Origin of the sequence: Pseudomonas parafulva (genome assembly GCF_000800255.1) — a bacterium.
GTDB classification, from domain to species: Bacteria; Pseudomonadota; Gammaproteobacteria; order Pseudomonadales; family Pseudomonadaceae; genus Aquipseudomonas; species Aquipseudomonas boreofloridensis.
In genome coordinates this window covers 2,332,615-2,351,156 of record NZ_CP009747.1, presented here as the reverse complement: position 1 = coordinate 2,351,156, position 18,542 = coordinate 2,332,615, and the positions used below count along the sequence as shown (strand labels likewise).

The window sequence follows — 18,542 nt, the reverse complement described above, 5'->3', positions numbered from 1 at the left end:
AGCAGACAGGCAAGGGCGCGCCGACTGCATGTGAAAAGGCCATCATTCTAGCAGGGCTGTGCGTAGGGTTCAGCCTGCCAGCGATGACCATTCGACAGTCAGCTTCAAGCAGATGTTTCAACCCATTCAAATGCCTCATGGGTCGATGCCGGTGCGGTCGTGTCCAGGTCTGGACGCAACGGGCAGGCGAGTGTCAGGCGCTGGCGCAGGGCACCGCGCAGTTGATCGAGTTCGGCGATACGCTGCTCGACCAACAGCAGTTTGTCGTGCAGCAGGCTGCGCACCGCCTGGTCGGGATCGGCTGCGCCCCATAGCTGCGCGACGTTGCTGCCGATCTCGCCAAGGCTGAAGCCCAGGCGCTGGGCGGTACGGATGAACAGCACCAGTTCGACCGTGTCCTGCGGGTAGTCGCGGTAACCATTGGCGCGGCGCTGGGATTGGATCAGCCCGCGTGCTTCGTAGAACCGCAGCGTGTCGCGGCTCACAGCGCAGACCTGGGCGAGTTCACCGATGCGCATGGGATTTTCCTCTAGGGGCACTTGACCTTGGAGCATACTCCAGGGTTTAGCCTGGCGCCTTCATTGATGCTCAGGAGCAGCCCGCATGTGGACCCCTTCCCAATACCGTCGTCTGGTGCGCGCCAGTGGCGTGTATGACTTCGCCATCACCGTCGCGTTCGCCACCCCCTGGACCTTCGTGCTGCTCCACGGCTGGCTGACGGCACTCCACGCGACATTGGGCCTGAGCGGCAACCTGCCGGCATTCGAACCGGTGCAGATGATGATGGCCAACTTGATGGGCTCGATCGTGTGTGTCTGGGCCTGGCTGCGCATTCGTCATCCCGAGCGGCGCCTGGGCCGCTATGACGCGGTAGGCCGGCTGCTGTTCGCCTCCTGGCAAGTCTATGCACTGCTGCACGGCGCCACTGCGCTGATCGGGGCCATCCTGGCGCTGGAGTTGCTGTGGGCCGGCGCGCAGTTGCTGCCGATCAGGGCCATCGAGCGGCCAGCCGTGGTTGATGAAGGGCCACAATTGGCCTAGGGCGGCACCCTCAGGCGAAGGCCTCGGCTCCCGGCAGCCTCCGCCAGTGCTGTGGGCCCTCGAGGATTTCCTGCTCGCTGAGCAGGCACGCGTCCAGTTCCTCGCGCAGGAGCTGCCAGTCCAGCCCCTGACCGATGAACACGATCTCCTGTCGGCAGTCGCCCACCTGTTCGTCCCACTTGTCGAGAATGGCTTGGCGCCGATAAGCATCGACCGGCCATTGTGTCTGGTCGATGAACCGCCACCAGCGCCCGTCGTGCTGCCACTGGAAGTGCCCGGCGTTCTGCGCCAGCAGACCGATTTCAAAGAAGCGGCTGGCCACCCAGAAATAGCCTTTGCAGCGCAGCAGTCGACCATTGCGCCAGGGCCGCTGCAACAGTGCCTGCAGACGCTGCGGATGAAACGGCGCACGCTCGCGGTACACCCACGAGACGATGCCATAGGTGGCCGATTCCGGCTCAGGCGTGCCCAGCGTGTCCATCTGCTGCATCCAGCCCGGCGAGCGCGCCAGGCTCGGCAGGTCGAACAAGCGCGTGCCCAGCACGCGGTCCAAGGCAATCTCCCCGCGCACCATGGGCACGATCCGCGCCTGCGGGTTGAGCTGCTGCAGCATCGCCTCCAGCGCTGGATAAGCCGCCTCCGGCAACAGGTCGAGCTTGTTCACCAGGATCACGTTGGCGTATTCCACCTGCTCGATCAGCAATTCGCCCAGTGGCCGTTGCCCTGGCTCGCCGCCGGCTGGCACCGATGAGCCGAGCAACCCTTCGAAGCTGCTGGCATCGACCACCGTCACCAGCGTGTCCAGGCGCGCCAGCTCGCTCAGGCTAAAGCCATCGCGGTCGAGAAAAGCGAAGGTCTCGGCCACCGGCATTGGTTCGGAAATACCGGTGGATTCGATCAGCAGGTAATCGAAGCGTCCGGCCCGCGCCAGATGGCTGACCTGCTCCAGCAGGTCAGCGCGCAATGTGCAGCAAATGCAGCCGTTGCTCATCTCCACCAATTGGTCGCTGCCGCGGTTGAGGCTGACCTGGCGTTCGACGTCCTCGGCGTCGATGTTCACCTCGCTCATGTCGTTGACGATCACCGCCACGCGCAGGCCGGCGCGGTTGCGCAGGATGTGGTTGAGCACGGTGGTCTTGCCGGCGCCGAGAAACCCCGACAGCACCGTCACCGGCAGACGCGTGGGCAGGTTCGCCGCCGCGTTCACGACTGCGGCACCCGGTCCAGGTAGCTCTCGAACAGGTCGACCACCACCTGCCCGTCGTCGGCGGCGTCGCCCCACAGGTCGCGCACCTCGAACTGCACATGGTAGGTCGGCTGCAGCAGCGCCGAACGGTCGCCATGGCCGATGCTGTCCGGGAACGGCCAGCGCTCGCGGGTCCGGTGCAGCACCACGCCCTCCTTGCCGCGCACGTAGCCGGGGAAGCGCACGTGACCGGCGACGTGCTCGTCGCGCACCCGCACCCGCTCGCCGACCTCGAACGGCACACGGTCGGCAATGGCTGCACGGCCTTTGCTGTGCGGCGGGTTGGCCAGCTTGAATGGCGCCCCGAGCGCTTGGTTCAGCGCCTCGCGGCTGATCGCGCCGGCTTCCACCAGCAGCGAGGCGGTGGCGATGACATACCGCTCGTAGTAGGTGGTGCCGACGTGTTGGCGCACGTCCAGGCGTTCGACGGCGTGGCGTACTTCGTCGATGCTGAACAGCCCCAGGTGGTCGCAGGCGACGAACATCAGGCTGTAGGCCAGGTGCTCCCAATCGTCCTTGAACACCGGTTTGTAGCTGAGGCTGTCGATGCGGTGGGGCACCTGGCCGAAGCCCTGGAAGCCGCCGAGGTCGTGAAATCCGTTCATGCAGATGTACCTGTCTGGAAGAGGGAGAAAGCGCTGGGCTCAGCGCACCACGGGCAGGGCGACGCCGATCAGCACGTCCTTGGTGACCAGGCTGCGCAGGGCCTGTTCGTCCAGGTGTTCGCTGCCAGCTGGTCGTAGCGGTAGCACCAGATAGCGGGTTTCGGCGGTGGTGTCCCAGACGCGTACCTGGGTCTGGGCCGGCAGTTCGGTGCCCAGTTCTTTGAGCACCGTGCGGCCTTCGCGCACCAGCCGGGCACGGAATTCGAAGCCCTTGTACCACTCCGGCGGCAGCCCCAGCACCGGCCAGGCGGTGCACGAACACAGGCTGCAGACGATGACATTCTTCAATTGTGGGGTGTCTTCCAATGCCACGATGTATTCGCCCTGTGGCCCGGTGTAGCCGAACTGGGCACAGGCCGCGGTGCCATCCTCGAGCAGCAGGCGGCGGAAGTCCTCGTCGACCCAGGCGCGCGCCACCACGCGTGCGCCGTTGGCTGGATCCCACTGGTTCTCCATCAGGTCGGTGAGGTGCTCGATGTAGCCGTCGGGAATCATGTCCTGGTCGCGCATGACCTTGAGCAAGGCGCGCGCGCGCTGGCCGGGGCTGGTGGTTTCGGGTGTCGGCACTGATGTGCTCATGGTGATCTCCTCAGGGGCGGGCACGGTCGGTTACAAGGTGCGCCAGTCGGTGCTGGCTTCGAAGGCGGCGGCGGCTTGGTACAGCAGGCCCTCGGCATGGTGGCGGGCGACCAGCATCAAGCCCACCGGCAGGCCATCGACCAGACCGCAGGGGATCGACATCGCCGGGTGGCCGGTGATGTCCTGGGCGCTGGTGTTGCCGATCATCTCCAGGGCGCGGGCCACGTACTCGCTGATCGAGCAGTCCTTGGGTGGGTGTGGCTGGGCCAGGATCGGTACGGTCGGCATCACCAGCACATCGTAGTGCTGCAGCGCCTGGTCGTAGGCGGCGCGGGCCAGGCGCGCGATGTTCTGCGCCTTGGCGTAGTAGCGTCCGTGGTAGCGCTCCAGACCATACTGGCCGACGAACATGCACAGCTTCAGTGAAGGCGACAGCCGGTCGGCCTGGGTGCGCCAGCCGACCTGCTTGTCCAGCAGGGCCACGTCGTACAGGCCTTTCCAGTTGAAGCCGGCGCCGTTGCCGTGCATCAGTTGGCTGGTCAGGCCTTCGCAGCCGATGGGATGCCACAAGGCACCGGCCAGCCGATGTTCGGCCACCGACACCGGCGCTACCTGAGCCCCCAGCGAGGCGAGGCGTTCGATGGCCGCGTTGACCTTGTCGGCCACGCGTGGATCGAGGTTGGCCAACTCGAAGCCCTCGCGCAGCACACCGATGCGCAGACCCTTGGCGCCGCGGTCCAGGTACTGGGTGTAGTGATCGACCTGCGGCGCGGCCTGGCGCGGGTCGAGGCCGTCGGCCCCGGCCAGCACTTCGAGCATCAGCGCGTTGTCGCGCACGTTGGCGGTGATGGGGCCGGCGTGGTCGAGGGTCGCTTCGATGGCCATGATCCCGGTGTAGGGCACCAAACCATGGGTCGGTTTCATGCCGTAGGTGCCACAGAAGGCCGAAGGAATGCGGATCGAGCCGCCTTGGTCGCCACCTACGGCCATGTCCACCTGGCCGGCGGCGACCAGCGCGGCGCTGCCCGACGACGAGCCGCCGGCGGCATAGCCGTGGCGGTGCGGGTTGTGCACCGGTGCCGGGTCGGAGGTATGGCTGCCGCCGGAGAGGCAGTAGTGCTCGCAGGTGGCCTTGCCCAGTACGGTCGCGCCGGCCTCCAGCAGGCGCGTCACCACCGTGGCGTCGAAGCCGGGCACGAAGCCTTCCAAGGGCGTGGCGCCATTCATCATTGGCACGCCGGCCAGGGCGATGTTGTCTTTGAGGGCGACGCTGCGCCCGGCCAGCTTGCCGTCCACCGCGCCGCTCACTTCGCAGCGGTAGTACCAAGCGTTGAGCGGGTTGTCGCTCGAGGCTGGGCGATGGCTGGGGCGCGGTGAGGCGGGTGCTACCGGGGTGTAGTCGGGCAGTTCGTCGATCAGATCGTAGGCCTCGAAACTGCCCTGCATCAAGGTCAGGTATTCGCTGGCCTGTTCGGGTGTCAAGTGCATGTGCAGGCGCTGGGCGAGCGCCTGCAATTGTTCGGCGGTGGGGCGGTCGATGGCCATGGTGCGGTCCTTGGGGTCAGGTCGGTGAGGGTGGGCGTGGCGGCCGCCGATCAGAAAATATGCGCATAGCGCAGATTCACGCGCAGGTCTTCCTTGGGCCCGTTTTCCACCGCCAGGTCGCGACCCAGTTGCACCTGCACCTGGTCCTTGGGGGTGACGAAACGGGTGGCGGTCAGGCGCAGGTTGGTGGTGCCGAGCCGGTTGTCCTGGTTCAACTGCTCGATTTCGGTCTCGCCGCCCCAGGTGTGGCCCACGCCGATGGCGAAGGTGGTGGCGGCATCCGGCATGTAGCGGGCCATGATCTGCGCTGCGTAGGACACGTCCTGCTCCAGACGCTGGCTGGCTGGGCCGTAGTCGTCGTTGTCGCCGTACCAGGTGGCGCCACCGACCAGGTCCAAGGCCCAGTGCTCGTCGAAGTGCTTGACGTAGGCGCCTTGCAGTTCGAACTTCCAGCGGTTCTCGCCGATGTTCAGCGGATCGTCGCGGTCGTAGTTGCCCGTCGGCACGAACAGGTAGGGGGTCAGGCTCAAGGTGTCGCGGGCGTCGTTCAGGCGCAGCTTGACCGGTGCCGCCAGGATCAGGTCGCCGATGCCGTCGGCGCTGCCCAGGGGGGAGGCGTCGCCATGCCCGGAAACGTGACCGAAGGGCAGCAGGAACTGCGGGTCGAGGGTCACCGTGTCGCTCAGGGCGATCACGTGCAGCAGACGCAGGATGCCGATGTCCGAGCGCAGCTTGAAATCGGAACTGACCTTGTGGTCCTGGGCATATAGCGCGTTGGTGCTCGAATGCTGGTAGTAGATCGCGCCGATGGTGGCGCCGACCGGGTACTGTTCATAGTCGCCGGGCGCCACTTCCACGGCATTCGCTGCAACCCCTGGCAGCAGCAGGCCCAGGCCGAGCAGGCGCAGGGTGGAGTTGGCCGCGTTCATGAGGCGTTCGCCTGTGCCGGGCACGCCTGGGGCGCGGGCTTGGCATCGCGCAGCATGCCGGTCTGGGCATGGCAGTTGATGTACTCGAACAGTTGCTGACGACCATCGCTGACCGACACTTCGTGGTACAGGCGCAGCTTCTGCAGGCCGGCGGCCACGCGGAAGAAGGTGACGAAGATGCGCAGGTGGGTGGGGTGTGATTCGGCCCAGCGTTCGAGCTTTTCCACCGAGCGCCAGTGGCCGATGTTGTAGCTGGTGTCGAGCAGGTTGCCCTGCAGGTCGATGTTGCGCACGAAGCGGTTGCTGTAGCAGCCCAGCGGCGCGCCGTTGTCGCGCAGGAAGTCCATGCCGGCCTCCAGGGTGGGAAGGATTTCGTCCAGGTACAGCGAGCGCTCCTCGGGGCCGGCCTCGGCCCAGTCTTGCCCGGAGCGGATCAGCGCGATGTTGTCGTGGCCGCCGACGATCACCCGACCGCCCTTGGCCGGGTCGCCGCTGAGGATGCGCAGTTCGTCGTCAGGCTCCATCCAGTCGGTCTGCGACGCTGGGAAGCGGTCGCGCATCGAGCCCCAGTAGCCGTGCTCCTCGATCTCGCCGCTGGTGCTGTCCATCACCGCGCCGACACCTGGCAGGTCTTCGCGGAAGGCGTACAGGGTTTCGAACTGCTCGGCGCGCGGCGCCACCACCTCGCGGAAGTAGCCCAGGCCCTCGTGCAGGCGTGCCTCGGCCGACCACCAGCCATCCACCTCGCTGCTGCGCAGCCAGCGGCAGTACGCGGCGGGGTCCTTCCAGTAGCCGACCACGATCAGATTGTCGTAGCCGCTGTTGTCGGTGTGGTGGGTCAGGTCGTGGTTGAGCGGGCCATCGCTCAGGGCGAAGCTGGCGACGATGTGCTGCAGGGCAGCCAGCGCCGCGGCTTTTTGTGCTTCGCCCTGGTACTGCACACCCAGGTAAGCCATCACCACCTGGCGCAGCTCTTCGCCGGCGCGCGCCACCCACATCGGGAAGGGCGGCTGGTACTGGTCGGGGACCCGACGCGAAAGCGTCCTGGGACATTTCAGATGCTTGTCGATTGCGGATTCCATGGGGCGGCTCCTTATTCTTCTTGGTTGTCATCAGGCGCTGTGCACGCAGCCTTGCGGCGCCGGGATGCGCCCGGCGTCGGCTAAACGTTAGGCAGCGTCTGGGCGCGCCGCTTGGTCGGTCGGGACAACCTGTTGGTTGGGAAGGACAGCGTCCGGGCGCTGTACCCGCATGGGGCTGGAACTGGCGGCAAGCACCAGAAGGGTGCGGCTTTCAGCGTTGGGCGATGGACTGTGCGGCCTTGCGGCGCTGGCGTGAAACTTGCTGCCCCTGTACTCGCGTCACTCCACTCCACACGCTGCACCGCGCCGTTCGAGGTCCAAGCCATGCCTGATTCGAATCGCTACTCGACCCTTGCCGTGGAGGCGCCGCGCCGTTTCGACTACTGGCGCGACGTGGTCTGCCAGCACTGCCTGAAGGCGGACAGCGAACCGGCGTCGCAGAGCGATTTCCAGGGCACGCTGGGGGTCAAGGGCATCGGTCCGCTGGAGCTGTATACCTTGTCGGCGCCGCTGCATCATTGGGCCCGCGAGCAGGATCACGTCCGCAGCGATCCAAACGACGATCTATGGCTGGGGTTCACCCGCCAAGGCTATGGACAGTTCGAGCAAGGCGGGCGTCAGGCCCGGCTGGCGGCGGACGATTTGTTTCTTTACGACGCAGACCAGCGTTTCCGTTTCAGTCTGGGTGGTACCGAAAATCACCTGCTGCGCATTCCCCGGCACTGGCTGGCGTCGCGGGTGCCCGGCATCGAGCAACGCACCGCCACGGTGCTGGACGCGCACCGGCCGGGCGTGTTGCCGCTGCGCGCCATGCTTCAGCAAGCCGCCAGCCACGGCACCTTGGGCGAGGGCGCGCTGAGCGCGCGCTATGCTGAAACGCTGCTGGACCTGCTGGTGCTGAGCCTGGAATGGCAGGACCTGACCATCACCCATGCCGAGCTGGATCTGCATGGGCGGGTAATGCACTACATCCGTCAACACCTGGCCGACCCCGAACTGAGCCTGGAGCGCATCGCCCAGGCGCACCACGTCTCCACACGCACGGTGACCCGCGCCTTTGCCCGCCACCAGAAGACTCCAGCCGCGGCCATCTGGAAGGAGCGCCTGGAAGGCAGCCGTCGAGCGCTCGAGCGGGGTGAGGCCAAGAGCATCTCGCAAGCGGCGCTGGACTATGGCTTCAGCGATTTCTCACATTACAGCCATGCGTTTCGCAAAGCCTTCGGTGTCGCACCCTGCACGCTGCTCAAGCGTGAGTGACGCGTGCGCGCTCAGGACGAGGCCGTGTAGCTCAAGGCGTGCACCTGCTGCACCAGGGCTTCCAGGGAAAACGGTTTGCTCAGTACCGGACACTGGCTGCGCAGCGGGGAACTCTCCAGCAACTCCGGGTGGGCATAGCCGGTCATGAACAGGATCGGCAATCCCGGCCGGTACTTGCGGCTTTCCAGCGCCATGCAATGACCGTCCATGCCGCCGGGCAGACCGATGTCGGTTACCAGCAGGTCGATGGGGATGTTCGATTGCAGCAACTGCAGACCCGCCTTGCTGTCGGCCGCTTCGATGACCACGTGGCCCAGGGCCGATAAGGTTTCGGTCACGAAGGCACGCACCGAGGCCTCGTCGTCGACCACCAGGATGTTCCTGCTGGCTTCACGGTCGGGCAGCGCCAGCGACGGCAAGGGTTCGCCCGCGGCCAGCGGCTGGGTGTCGTGTACCGGCAGCAGCAGGCAGGCGCGGGTGCCCTGGCCGGGTTCGGATTCCAGGCTGATCTGTCCGCCGGACTGCTTGGCGAAGCCATAGATCATCGACAATCCCAACCCCGAACCCTGGCCGACCGGCTTGGTGGTGAAGAAGGGGTCGAAGGCTTTGGCCAGGGTCGCAGCGTCCATGCCGATGCCGTCGTCTTCCACCACGATGGACAGATAATTGCCGGCAGGCAGACTGTCGCCGCCGTCCTGCGCGCCGAGCAGGGTGCGTGCGGCGGTGCGGATGCTGAGGTTGCCGCTGCCCGGCAGGGCGTCGCGGGCGTTGATGCACAGGTTGAGCAGGGCGTTTTCGAACTGCACCGGGTCGACCAGGCAGGTCTTCAGGGTAGGGCTGAGGTCGACGGTGACGTTGACCGTGGGGCCGACGGTACGCTGGATCAGCTCTTCGATACCGCCGATCAGCGCGTTCATGTCGGTGGGCACCGGCAGCAGCGTCTGTTTGCGGGAAAACGCCAGCAAGCGGTGGGTGAGGGCCGCTGCGCGCTGGGCAGCGGTGTGGGCCACTGATACGTAGCGCTCCAGGTCTGCGGTACGGCCCTGGTTCAGGCGCAGGCGGATCAGGTCGAGACTGCCGGTGATGCCGGCCAGCAGGTTGTTGAAGTCGTGGGCGATGCCCACGGTGAGTTGGCCGACGGCCTCCATTTTCTGCGCCTGACTCAGCGCCGCTTGAACCGCTTCGCTCTGCGCCACCGCTTCGCTGATACGTGCCTCGAGGGTGCGGTTGAGCTCACGTAGCGCCTGCTCGGCGGCCTGTTTGGCGGTGACGTCGATGGACGAGCCGATCAGCCCGATCACCTTGCCGTGGTCGTCGAACAGCGGCGCCTTGTGCGACAGCCAGATGGTCACGGTACCGTCTGCCAGGTCGACCCGTTCTTCCACTTGCTGCGCCTTGCCTTCGCGCATGATGCGCTGGTCGGTGGCCATCACCTGGCGTGCCTGCTCCTTGTCTTCGAGGAACTCCAGGTCGGTCTTGCCCAGGTAGAACTCCGGCGGCTTGCCAATCAGGTCGGTGGTGCCTTGGTTGGCCACCAGCATGCGACCTTGCAGATCCTTGGCGTACACCACACCAGGCACGGCAGCGGCGAAGGTGCGCAGCAGCGCGGACATGCGGTCGCGCTCGGCCTCGGCGGCGCGGCGACCCTCGATGTCGATCAATACGCCGGGAAAGCGTATCGGCGTGCCGTCCGCGTCCAGTTCGACATGGCCGCTGGCTTCGATCCAGCGGTACTGGCCGTCGTCGCGGCGGGTACGGTACTCGCAGCGAAAGGCGCCGCCACGCTGTAGGGTGCGCTGGATCTCCTCGGCCACCCGGTCGAGGTCGTCGGGATGGATGGAGCCAAAGGCCTCTTCGATGGGAATCCCGGCCCTGCAGCGCTCGGCGGGCAGGCCGAAGGAGCGGGAGAACTCCAGGTCGGCGGTGACACTGTTGTTGGCAATGTCCCATACCCAGGTGCCTGAGACCGCACCGGAATCCAAAGCCAATTGCAGGCGTTCGAGCACGCTGGCAGGTTCGTCGCTGGTACTGGGCGACGGAGGGACGTTGGAATCCATGTGGAGCCTCGAGAGTGCTGCGGGTGGGACGGTGGTGCCGTGGGCACTACGGATACTGACACAGACCGCAGCGGGGCGTATTCGATCCGTGGGGGTGTGGCTTTAAGCCATCTTTTTCGGCAGGGTCGTGGAGGATCTTTCTGGTACGGCAGTGTGCAGGCTGCGCATCACGGTTGATCAGGCAAGGTGTCATCCAACCGGATTTCCATAACGATGGTTCGTTCTGCGCCGTGCATGACTTCACGAAGCTTGTGGTAGCCCAACCGAGCGTAGAAACCCTCTGCGGTGATGGACGATGGAACCTGCAGGCGACTGATCCCGTTTTGCACTGCGGTGTTATGAACATGCGTCATCAGCCGATGGCCGACGCCACACCCTTGTACGTGCGGCGCTACGAACACCGTCCTGACTACCGATCCATCAAGGCTGGCCGTACCCACGAGTTGCCCATCATCTTGCGCCACGAAGACCCTGCGCGCGACGATCAGCTTCTTGATCGCCGACGCGGAAAAATGCTGCTCTACGTTGGCGATGACCTCAGGTGGGTAGTCCTGCGAATTGCTGATACGCAGTGCCGCAACTACGACGCTGCTGATGGCCTGCGCATCATCCTGGGTGGTGTCACGTATCCGATAGGTCATGCGGCCCCCTGCACTCGCCATTCACCTTCCTCAATCACTGGCCTCATCGCACGGGCGCCTGCAAAAACGCGGCCTCCAGCAGTTGCCGGGTATACGGATGCTGCGGTGCGTTGAAGATCCCTTGCGCATCGCCCTGTTCCACCACCTGCCCTTGCTTGATCACCATCAACTGGTGGCTCAGCGCCTTGACCACCGCCAAGTCATGGCTGATGAACAGGTAGGTGAGGTTGTACTTCACCTGGAGGGTGCGCAGCAGCTCCACGACCTGACGCTGCACGGTGCGGTCCAGCGCCGAGGTGGGTTCGTCCAGCAGGATCAGCGCCGGCTTGAGCACCAGCGCCCGGGCGATGGCGATGCGTTGGCGCTGGCCGCCGGAGAACTCATGGGGGTAGCGATGCCGGGTCTGCGGGTCCAGGCCCACCTCCTGCAAGGCTGCGATGATCGCCGCCTCCTGCTCGGCCGGCGTGCCGATCTTGTGGATGCGCAGGCCTTCGCCGACGATGTCGGCCACGCACATCCGCGGGCTGAGGCTGCCGAAGGGGTCCTGGAACACCACCTGCATTTCCCGGCGCAGCGGTCGTACCTGCTGCTGGTTCATGCTGTCCAGCGACTGACCGTGAAAGCGGATACCGCCCTGGCTGGCGATCAGGCGCAGAATCGCCAGGCCCAGGGTGGACTTGCCCGAGCCGCTCTCGCCGACGATGCCCAGCGTCTGGCCCTGCGGCAGGCTGAAGTTCACGCCGTTGACGGCCTTCACATGGTCGACGGTGCGGCGCAACAGCCCCTTCTTGATCGGGAACCAGACCTTCAGATCATCCACCTGCAGCAACGGCGTGCCCACCGGCGTGAGGGCCGGAGCGCCGCTGGGTTCGGCATTGATCAGCATCTGCGTGTAGGGGTGCTGCGGCTGCTCGAACAACGTGGCGCAGTCGGTCTGTTCGACGATCTTGCCGCTTTGCATCACGCACACGCGATGGGCGATGCGGCGCACCAGGTTGAGGTCGTGACTGATCAGCAGCAACGCCATGCCCAGGCGTGCCTGCAGTTCCTTGAGCAGGTCGAGGATCTTCAACTGCACGGTCACGTCGAGCGCCGTGGTCGGCTCGTCGGCGATCAGCAGTTCCGGTTCGTTGGCCAGGGCCATGGCGATCATCACCCGCTGGCGCTGGCCGCCGGACAGTTCGTGGGGCAGGGCTTTCAGGCGCTTGCGTGGCTCGGGAATGCCGACCAGTTCCAGCAGCTCGAGCGTGCGAGCGGTGGCCTGCTTGCCGGTCAGACCCTTGTGCAGCAGGAGGATCTCGTTGATCTGCTTTTCGATGCAGTGCAGCGGATTCAGCGAGGTCATCGGCTCTTGGAAGATCATCGCGATGCGATTGCCGCGAATGCGCTGCATGGGCTTTTCGCCCAGGTGCAGCAGGTCTTTGCCAGCGTACTGAATGGTGCCGCTGGGATGGCGCGCCAGTGGGTAGGGCAGCAGGCGCAGGATCGAGTGGGCGGTGACGGACTTGCCCGAGCCGCTCTCACCGACCAGGGCCAGGGTTTCGCCTTTGCGGATGTCGAAGCTGATGCCATCGACCACGCGGTTGACCTGTTCGCCGTTGACGAACTCCACCGCCAGGTCGCGGACTTCGATCAGGGTGTCTTGGCTCATGTCATTTCCTCGGGTCGAAGGCGTCGCGGGCGGATTCGCCGATGAACACCAGCAGGCTCAACATCACGGCCAGCACGGCGAAGGCGCTGATGCCCAGCCAGGGCGCCTGCAGGTTGGACTTGCCCTGAGCCACCAGTTCGCCCAGCGATGGCGAGCCGGCGGGCAGGCCGAAGCCGAGGAAGTCCAGCGCAGTGAGCGTGCCGATGGCGCCGGTGAGGATGAACGGCATGAAGGTCATGGTCGAGATCATGGCGTTGGGCAGGATGTGGCGGAACATGATCGGGCCATTGCGCATGCCCAGGGCTCGGGCGGCGCGCACGTACTCCAGGTTGCGGCCGCGCAGGAACTCGGCACGCACTACGTCCACCAGGCTCATCCAGGAAAACAGCAGCATGATGCCTAGCAGCCACCAGAAGTTCGGTTGCACGAAGCTGGCGAGGATGATCAGCAGGTACAGCACCGGCAAGCCCGACCAGATTTCCAGGAAGCGTTGGCCCGCCAGGTCCACCCAGCCGCCGTAGAAGCCTTGCAGGGCGCCGGCGATCACGCCGACGATGGAACTGGCCAGGGTCAGGGTCAGGGCGAACAGCACCGACACGCGGAAGCCGTAGATGACCCGTGCCAGCACGTCGCGACCCTGGTCGTCGGTGCCCAGCAGGTTATCGGCCGACGGTGGCGCCGGTGCCGGCACTTTCAGGTCGTAGTTGATGCTCTGGTAGCTGAAGGGAATGGGTGCCCAGAGCACGAAGCTGTCCTTCTTGCTCAGCAGTTCGCGCACGTACGGGCTTTTGTAGTTGGCTTCGAGCGGGAACTCGCCACCGAAGGTGGTTTCCGGGTAGCGCTTGAAGGCCGGGAAGTACCACTGGCCGTCGTAGTGCACGGCGATCGGTTTGTCGTTGGCGATCAGCTCGGCACCCAGGCTCAGGCCGAACAGGATCAGGAACAGCCACAGCGACCACCAGCCGCGACGGTTGGCCTTGAAGCGCTCGAAGCGCCGGCGATTGAGGGGAGAGAGGGCCATGTCAGTGCTCCCGGCTGGCGAAGTCGATGCGCGGATCGACCAAGGTGTAGGTGAGGTCGCCGATCAGTTTCACCACCAGCCCCAGCAGGGTGAAGATGAACAGGGTGCCGAACACCACCGGGTAGTCGCGATTGATCGCGGCCTCGAAGCTCATCAGGCCCAGACCGTCGAGGGAGAAGATCACCTCGATCAGCAGGGAACCTGTGAAGAAGATGCCGATGAACGCCGAGGGGAAACCGGCGATCACCAGCAACATGGCATTGCGGAACACGTGACCGTAGAGCACGCGGGTACGGCTCAGGCCCTTGGCCTTGGCGGTGACCACATACTGCTTGTTGATCTCGTCGAGGAAGCTGTTCTTGGTCAGCAGGGTCATGGTGGCGAAGTTGCCGATCACCAGCGCGGTGATCGGCAGCACCAGGTGCCAGAAGTAGTCCAGCACCTTGCCGGTGGCAGACAACTGCTCGAAGTTGTTCGAGGTCAGGCCCCTGAGCGGGAACCAGTCGAAGTAGCTGCCGCCGGCGAACAGTACGATCAGCAGGATGGCGAACAGAAACGCGGGGATGGCATAGCCGACGATGATCGCCGAGCTGGTCCAGACGTCGAAGTGGCTGCCGTGGCGCACCGCCTTGGCGATGCCCAGCGGGATCGACACCAGGTACATGATCAGCGTGCTCCACAGCCCCAGCGAAATCGACACCGGCATCTTCTCGGCGATCAGGTCGATGACCCGGGCATCGCGAAAGAAGCTGTCGCCGAAGTCGAGTTGGGCGTAGTTCTTGACCATGATCCACAGCCGTTCGGGCGCGGACTTGTCGAAGCCGTACATGCGCTCGATCTCGGCGACCAGCGCCGGGTCCAGGCCTTGCGCGCCGCGGTAGTTGGAACCGGCCACCGACACTTCGGCGCCGCCACCAGCGATGCGGCTGGTGGCGCCGTCGAAGCCTTCGAGCTTGGCGATCATCTGTTCGACCGGACCACCGGGGGCCGCCTGGACGATGATGAAGTTGATGATGAGGATGCCGAACAGCGTCGGGACGATCAGCAGCAGGCGCCGCAGGATGTAGGCGAGCATGTCAGTTCGCCTCTGCGGCAGGGGTGGCGGGTGCTTCGCTCACCGCTGGCGTGACGTCGGGCTTGATCCACCAGGTGTCCAGGCCGATGTCGTACTTGGGCGACACCTTCGGATGGCCGAGGTGGTTCCAGTACGCCACGCGCCAGGTCTTGATGTGCCAGTTGGGGATCACGTAGTAGCCCCACAGCAGCACGCGGTCCAGCGCCCGGGTGTGGGCGATCAGGCTCTGGCGCGATTCGGCGTTGATCAGTTCCTCGACCAGTTGGTCGATGGCCGGATCGCGCAGGCCGATGAAGTTGCGGCTGCCTGGGTTGTCGGCGGCGGCGCTGGTCCAGAATTCGCGCTGCTCATTGCCCGGCGAGTTGGATTGGGGGAAGCCGCCGACAATCATATCGAAGTCGCGCGAGCGCAGGCGGGTGACGTATTGCGAGACGTCTACACGGCGGATGCTCAGGTCGATGCCCAGGTCTGCCAGGTTGCGTTTGAACGGCAGTAGAACACGCTCGAATTCGGTCTGGGCCAGGAGAAACTCGATGGACACCGGCTTGCCCTGGGCATCGACCATCTTGTCGTTCTCGATCTTCCAGCCGGCTTCAGTCAGCAGTTGGTACGCCTTGCGCTGTTGTTCGCGAATCATGCCGCTGGCGTCGCTGACCGGGTTGTGGAAAGCCTGATCGAAGACCTGCTCGGGCACCTTGCCGCGCAGCGGTTCGAGAACCTTCAACTCATCGGCCGAAGGCAGGCCTTTGGCGGCCATTTCCGAGTTCTCGAAATAGCTGCCGGTGCGGGTGTAGGCACCATTGAACAACTGTTTGTTGGTCCATTCGAAATCCAGCAGCAGGCTCAGTGCCTGGCGCACGCGGATATCCTGGAACACCGGCTTGCGCAGGTTGAAGATGAAGCCCTGCATGCCCACGGGGTTGCCGTTGGGCAGCTCTTCCTTGATCAGTCGACCGTCGCGCACGGCTGGGACGTTGTAGGCGGTGGCCCAGTTCTTGGCGCTGACTTCCAGGCCGTAGTCGAACTGGCCGGCCTTGAGCGCTTGCAGGGCCACGGCGGTGTCGCGATAGGCATCGAAGGTCATGGCGTCGAAGTTGAACTGACCGCGGTTGATCGGCAGGTCCTTGGCCCAGTAGTCCTTGACCCGCTCGTAACGGATCGAGCGTCCGGCCTTGACCTCGGCCACCTTGTACGGCCCGCTGCCCAGTGGAATTTCCAGGTTGCCGCGGGTGAAGTCGCGCTCGGCGTACCAGTGCTTGGGCAGCACCGGCAATTGCCCGAGGATCAGCGGCAACTCGCGGTTGTTGGTGTGCTTGAACCTGAACAGCACGCGCAGCGGGTCTTCGGCGATCACCTCGGCCACGTCGCTGTAGTACTGGCGGTACAGCGGCGCGCCTTGTTTGGTCAGCGCCTCGAAGCTGAACACCACGTCGTCGGCGCGCATGGGGTGGCCGTCGTGGAAGCGCGCCTGGGGCCGCAGATAGAAACGCACCCAGCTGTTGTCCGGCGCTTTCTCGATGCGTTCGGCGACCAGGCCATACTCGGTGAAGGGCTCATCGAGGCTGGCGCGCATCAGGGTGTCGTAGATGCTGCTGATGTTGTCTGCCGCCACGCCTTTGTTGATGAAGGGGTTGAGGCTGTCGAAGCTGCCGAAGCTGGACTGGCGGAAGGTACCGCCCTTGGGCGCATCGGGATTGACGTAGTCGAAGTGCTTGAAGTCGGCGGAATACTTGGGCGGTTCGTCGTACAGGGTGAGGGCATGCTGCGGTGCGGCGGCTGCCGCGAGGCTCAGGCAGGCGAGCAGCAAGCCGCTGGCCAGGCGCAGGCGAGGCATTGGCATCATTTGGCTTTCTCCGAAGTCTTGAGCCACCAGCTGTTCAGCCCGAGGGTGTAGGGCGGCGTGGTGACGAAGGCGAACCGGTTGCGGTAGGCCAGGCGATGGTTGTCCAGGTACCAGTTCGGGATCATGTAGTAGTGCCAGGACAGCACCCGGTCCAGAGCGCGGGCAGCGGCGACCTGGTCGTCGCGGGTGCGCGCGGCCATCAGCGTATCGAGCAGCAGGTCGACCACGGGATCGTCGATGCCGGCGTAGTTCTTGCTGCCCTTGACCGAGGCCTGGCTGGAGTGGAAGTACTGCCACTGTTCCAGGCCTGGACTGAGCGTCTGGTTCAAGGTCATCAGAATCATGTCGAAGTCGAACTGGTCCAGCCGTTGTTTGTACTGGGCACGGTCCACGGTGCGCAGGCGCGCATCGATGCCGATGCTCGAGAGGTTTTCGACATAGGGCTGCAGGATGCGTTCCAGGTTGGGATTCACCAGCAGCAGCTCCAGGCGCATCTGGCGGCCCTTGGCATCCACCAGGCGCTGGCCGTCGAGCTTCCAGCCCGCCTCAGCGAGCAGGCTTAGCGCCTTGCGCAAGGTCTGGCGGTCGATACCGCGGCCGTCGGTCTGGCTGACCTGGTAGGGCTCGGTGAACAGCTTGGCCGGTAGCTGATCGCGCAGGGGCGAAAGCAGCAACCACTCTTTGCCGGTGGGCAGGCCTGTGGCCGCGAATTCGCTGTTGGGGTAGTAGCTGGTGGCACGTCGGTAGGCACTGCTGAACAGGGCACGGTTGGTCCATTCGAAATCGAGCATCAGCCCCAGGGCCTGGCGCACCTTGGGCTCGGCGAAGGCTTCGCGGCGGGTGTTCATGAACAGGCCTTGGGTCTGGGTCGGGATCCGGTGTGGAATTTGCGCCTGGATCACTTCGCCGCGACGGATGGCCGGGAAGTTGTAGCCGTTGGCCCAATTCTTGGCCTGGTGTTCGATGTAGATGTCGAATTCGCCGGCCTTGAATGCCTCGAAGGCGACGGTGGCGTCGCGGTAGAACTCGAATTCGACGCGGTCGAAATTGTACTTGCCACGGTTGACCGCCAAGTCCTTGCCCCAGTAGTCCTTGACCCGAGTGAACACCAGGCGCCTGCCGGGCTGCACTTCGCTGATCCGATACGGCCCGCTGCCCAGCGGCGGCTCGAACGTGGTGGCCTCGAAGTCGCGGCCTTGCCAGTAGTGCTTGGGCAGCACCGGCATTTCACCCAGGCGCAGGATCAGCAACGGATTGCCGGCACGCTTGAAGACGAAGCGGATCCGCAGCGGGCCGAGGATATCGACGCGCTGCACCTCCTGCAGGTTGGTGCGGTACAGCGGATGGCCTTGCTTGAGCAAGGTGCGGTACGAGAAGGCGACGTCGGCCGAAGTGATCGGGTGGCCGTCGTGGAAGCGTGCTTCAGGTCGCAGGTTGAACACCACCCAGCTGCGATCCTCGCTGTATTCGACCGAGCGGGCGATCAGTCCGTAGCTGGAGGTGGGCTCGTCGCCGGAAGGGTCGTACTGGCCAGTGCCGATCATCAGCGTCTCGTTAAGCTCGCTGACGCCGTACTGCTGGAAATTGGGCGTTGAGACCGGGCTGGTGCCCTTGAAGGTGTAGGGGTTGAGGGTATCGAAGGTGCCGAATGCCATGGCTCGCAAGGTGCCGCCCTTGGGCGCCTGCGGGTTGACCCAGTCGAAATGGGTGAAGCTGGCCGGATACTTGAGCGTGCCGAACTGCGCATAACCGTGGCTTTCGCTCACTGTCGCGACTGCGGGAAAGCTCAAGGCCAGGCTCAATGACAGGAGGAAAGTTCTTATCAAGTCTGGGATCCGGTCGAGGCGGCGTTGGGCTTGGTCCGGCGTACAGTAACAGCTTGTCTGCAATGGAAAAAGGGTAGGGCCCGG

General features: G+C 64.9%; 16 protein-coding genes. 2 read left to right on the top strand and 14 right to left on the bottom strand.

The genetic code is table 11. The annotated features are described in order from the left end of the window. Positions 1-104: 104 nt before the first annotated feature. On the bottom strand, positions 105-518 hold the full coding sequence (locus tag NJ69_RS09955) for a MerR family transcriptional regulator (RefSeq protein ID WP_029612093.1): 414 nt from the start codon (positions 516-518) through the stop codon (positions 105-107). Positions 519-603: 85 nt separating this feature from the next. Here NJ69_RS09955 and NJ69_RS09950 point away from each other — a divergent pair, with 85 nt between their 5' ends. Next, positions 604-1,041: a hypothetical protein gene (locus tag NJ69_RS09950; protein ID WP_052192090.1), complete on the top strand. Its 438-nt coding sequence runs from the start codon at positions 604-606 to the stop codon at positions 1,039-1,041. 10 nt (positions 1,042-1,051) lie between these two features. Here NJ69_RS09950 and NJ69_RS09945 read toward each other — a convergent pair whose 3' ends face one another. From NJ69_RS09945 to oxdA, 6 genes are read right to left on the bottom strand one after another with little or no spacing between them, the layout of a single operon-like run. Then, positions 1,052-2,248 (bottom strand): GTP-binding protein, encoded by a 1,197-nt coding sequence (locus NJ69_RS09945; RefSeq protein WP_080754743.1) that lies wholly within the window; start codon positions 2,246-2,248, stop codon positions 1,052-1,054. Further along, positions 2,245-2,892, bottom strand: coding sequence for a nitrile hydratase subunit beta (nthB, locus tag NJ69_RS09940; RefSeq protein ID WP_039578585.1), 648 nt, complete (start codon positions 2,890-2,892; stop codon positions 2,245-2,247). The genes NJ69_RS09945 and nthB overlap by 4 nt, the downstream gene beginning before the upstream one ends. A gap of 39 nt (positions 2,893-2,931) precedes the next feature. Beyond that, positions 2,932-3,531 carry a nitrile hydratase subunit alpha gene (nthA, locus tag NJ69_RS09935; RefSeq protein ID WP_039578584.1) on the bottom strand — a complete coding sequence of 200 codons (600 nt, stop codon included), beginning with the start codon at positions 3,529-3,531 and terminating at the stop codon, positions 2,932-2,934. Positions 3,532-3,561: 30 nt separating this feature from the next. Further along, positions 3,562-5,076: an amidase gene (locus NJ69_RS09930; protein ID WP_039578582.1), complete on the bottom strand. Its 1,515-nt coding sequence runs from the start codon at positions 5,074-5,076 to the stop codon at positions 3,562-3,564. A gap of 50 nt (positions 5,077-5,126) precedes the next feature. Next, positions 5,127-6,005 (bottom strand): transporter, encoded by an 879-nt coding sequence (locus NJ69_RS09925; protein WP_029612096.1) that lies wholly within the window; start codon positions 6,003-6,005, stop codon positions 5,127-5,129. Beyond that, a complete protein-coding gene (oxdA, locus tag NJ69_RS09920) occupies positions 6,002-7,087 on the bottom strand; it encodes an aliphatic aldoxime dehydratase (RefSeq protein WP_039578580.1) in 1,086 nt (361 codons plus the stop codon). Before oxdA ends, NJ69_RS09925 begins: the two co-directional genes overlap by 4 nt. Before the next feature lie 324 nt (positions 7,088-7,411). Between oxdA and NJ69_RS09915 the strand changes: the two genes are divergently transcribed. After that, complete coding sequence (locus NJ69_RS09915; protein ID WP_029612099.1) at positions 7,412-8,344, top strand: helix-turn-helix domain-containing protein; 933 nt, start codon at positions 7,412-7,414, stop codon at positions 8,342-8,344. A gap of 11 nt (positions 8,345-8,355) precedes the next feature. Here the strand turns inward: NJ69_RS09915 and NJ69_RS09910 are convergent, their stop codons facing one another. From NJ69_RS09910 to NJ69_RS09880, 7 genes are all read right to left on the bottom strand, one after another. Next, positions 8,356-10,401, bottom strand: a complete 2,046-nt coding sequence (locus NJ69_RS09910) for a hybrid sensor histidine kinase/response regulator (RefSeq protein WP_039578576.1) — start codon at positions 10,399-10,401, stop codon at positions 8,356-8,358. Between the two features lie 167 nt (positions 10,402-10,568). After that, positions 10,569-11,042, bottom strand: coding sequence for a GNAT family N-acetyltransferase (locus tag NJ69_RS09905; protein ID WP_039583224.1), 474 nt, complete (start codon positions 11,040-11,042; stop codon positions 10,569-10,571). A 43-nt stretch (positions 11,043-11,085) separates the two neighbouring features. Beyond that, on the bottom strand, positions 11,086-12,693 hold the full coding sequence (locus NJ69_RS09900; protein ID WP_039578573.1) for an ABC transporter ATP-binding protein: 1,608 nt from the start codon (positions 12,691-12,693) through the stop codon (positions 11,086-11,088). Position 12,694: 1 nt separating this feature from the next. Beyond that, a complete protein-coding gene (locus tag NJ69_RS09895; RefSeq protein ID WP_039578570.1) occupies positions 12,695-13,714 on the bottom strand; it encodes an ABC transporter permease in 1,020 nt (339 codons plus the stop codon). A 1-nt stretch (position 13,715) separates the two neighbouring features. After that, positions 13,716-14,789, bottom strand: coding sequence for a microcin C ABC transporter permease YejB (locus tag NJ69_RS09890; protein ID WP_039578567.1), 1,074 nt, complete (start codon positions 14,787-14,789; stop codon positions 13,716-13,718). Between the two features lies 1 nt (position 14,790). Beyond that, positions 14,791-16,632 carry an extracellular solute-binding protein gene (locus NJ69_RS09885; protein WP_039578564.1) on the bottom strand — a complete coding sequence of 614 codons (1,842 nt, stop codon included), beginning with the start codon at positions 16,630-16,632 and terminating at the stop codon, positions 14,791-14,793. After that, a complete protein-coding gene (locus NJ69_RS09880) occupies positions 16,629-18,458 on the bottom strand; it encodes an extracellular solute-binding protein (protein ID WP_052192088.1) in 1,830 nt (609 codons plus the stop codon). The genes NJ69_RS09885 and NJ69_RS09880 overlap by 4 nt, the downstream gene beginning before the upstream one ends. Between the last annotated feature and the right edge of the window lie 84 nt (positions 18,459-18,542).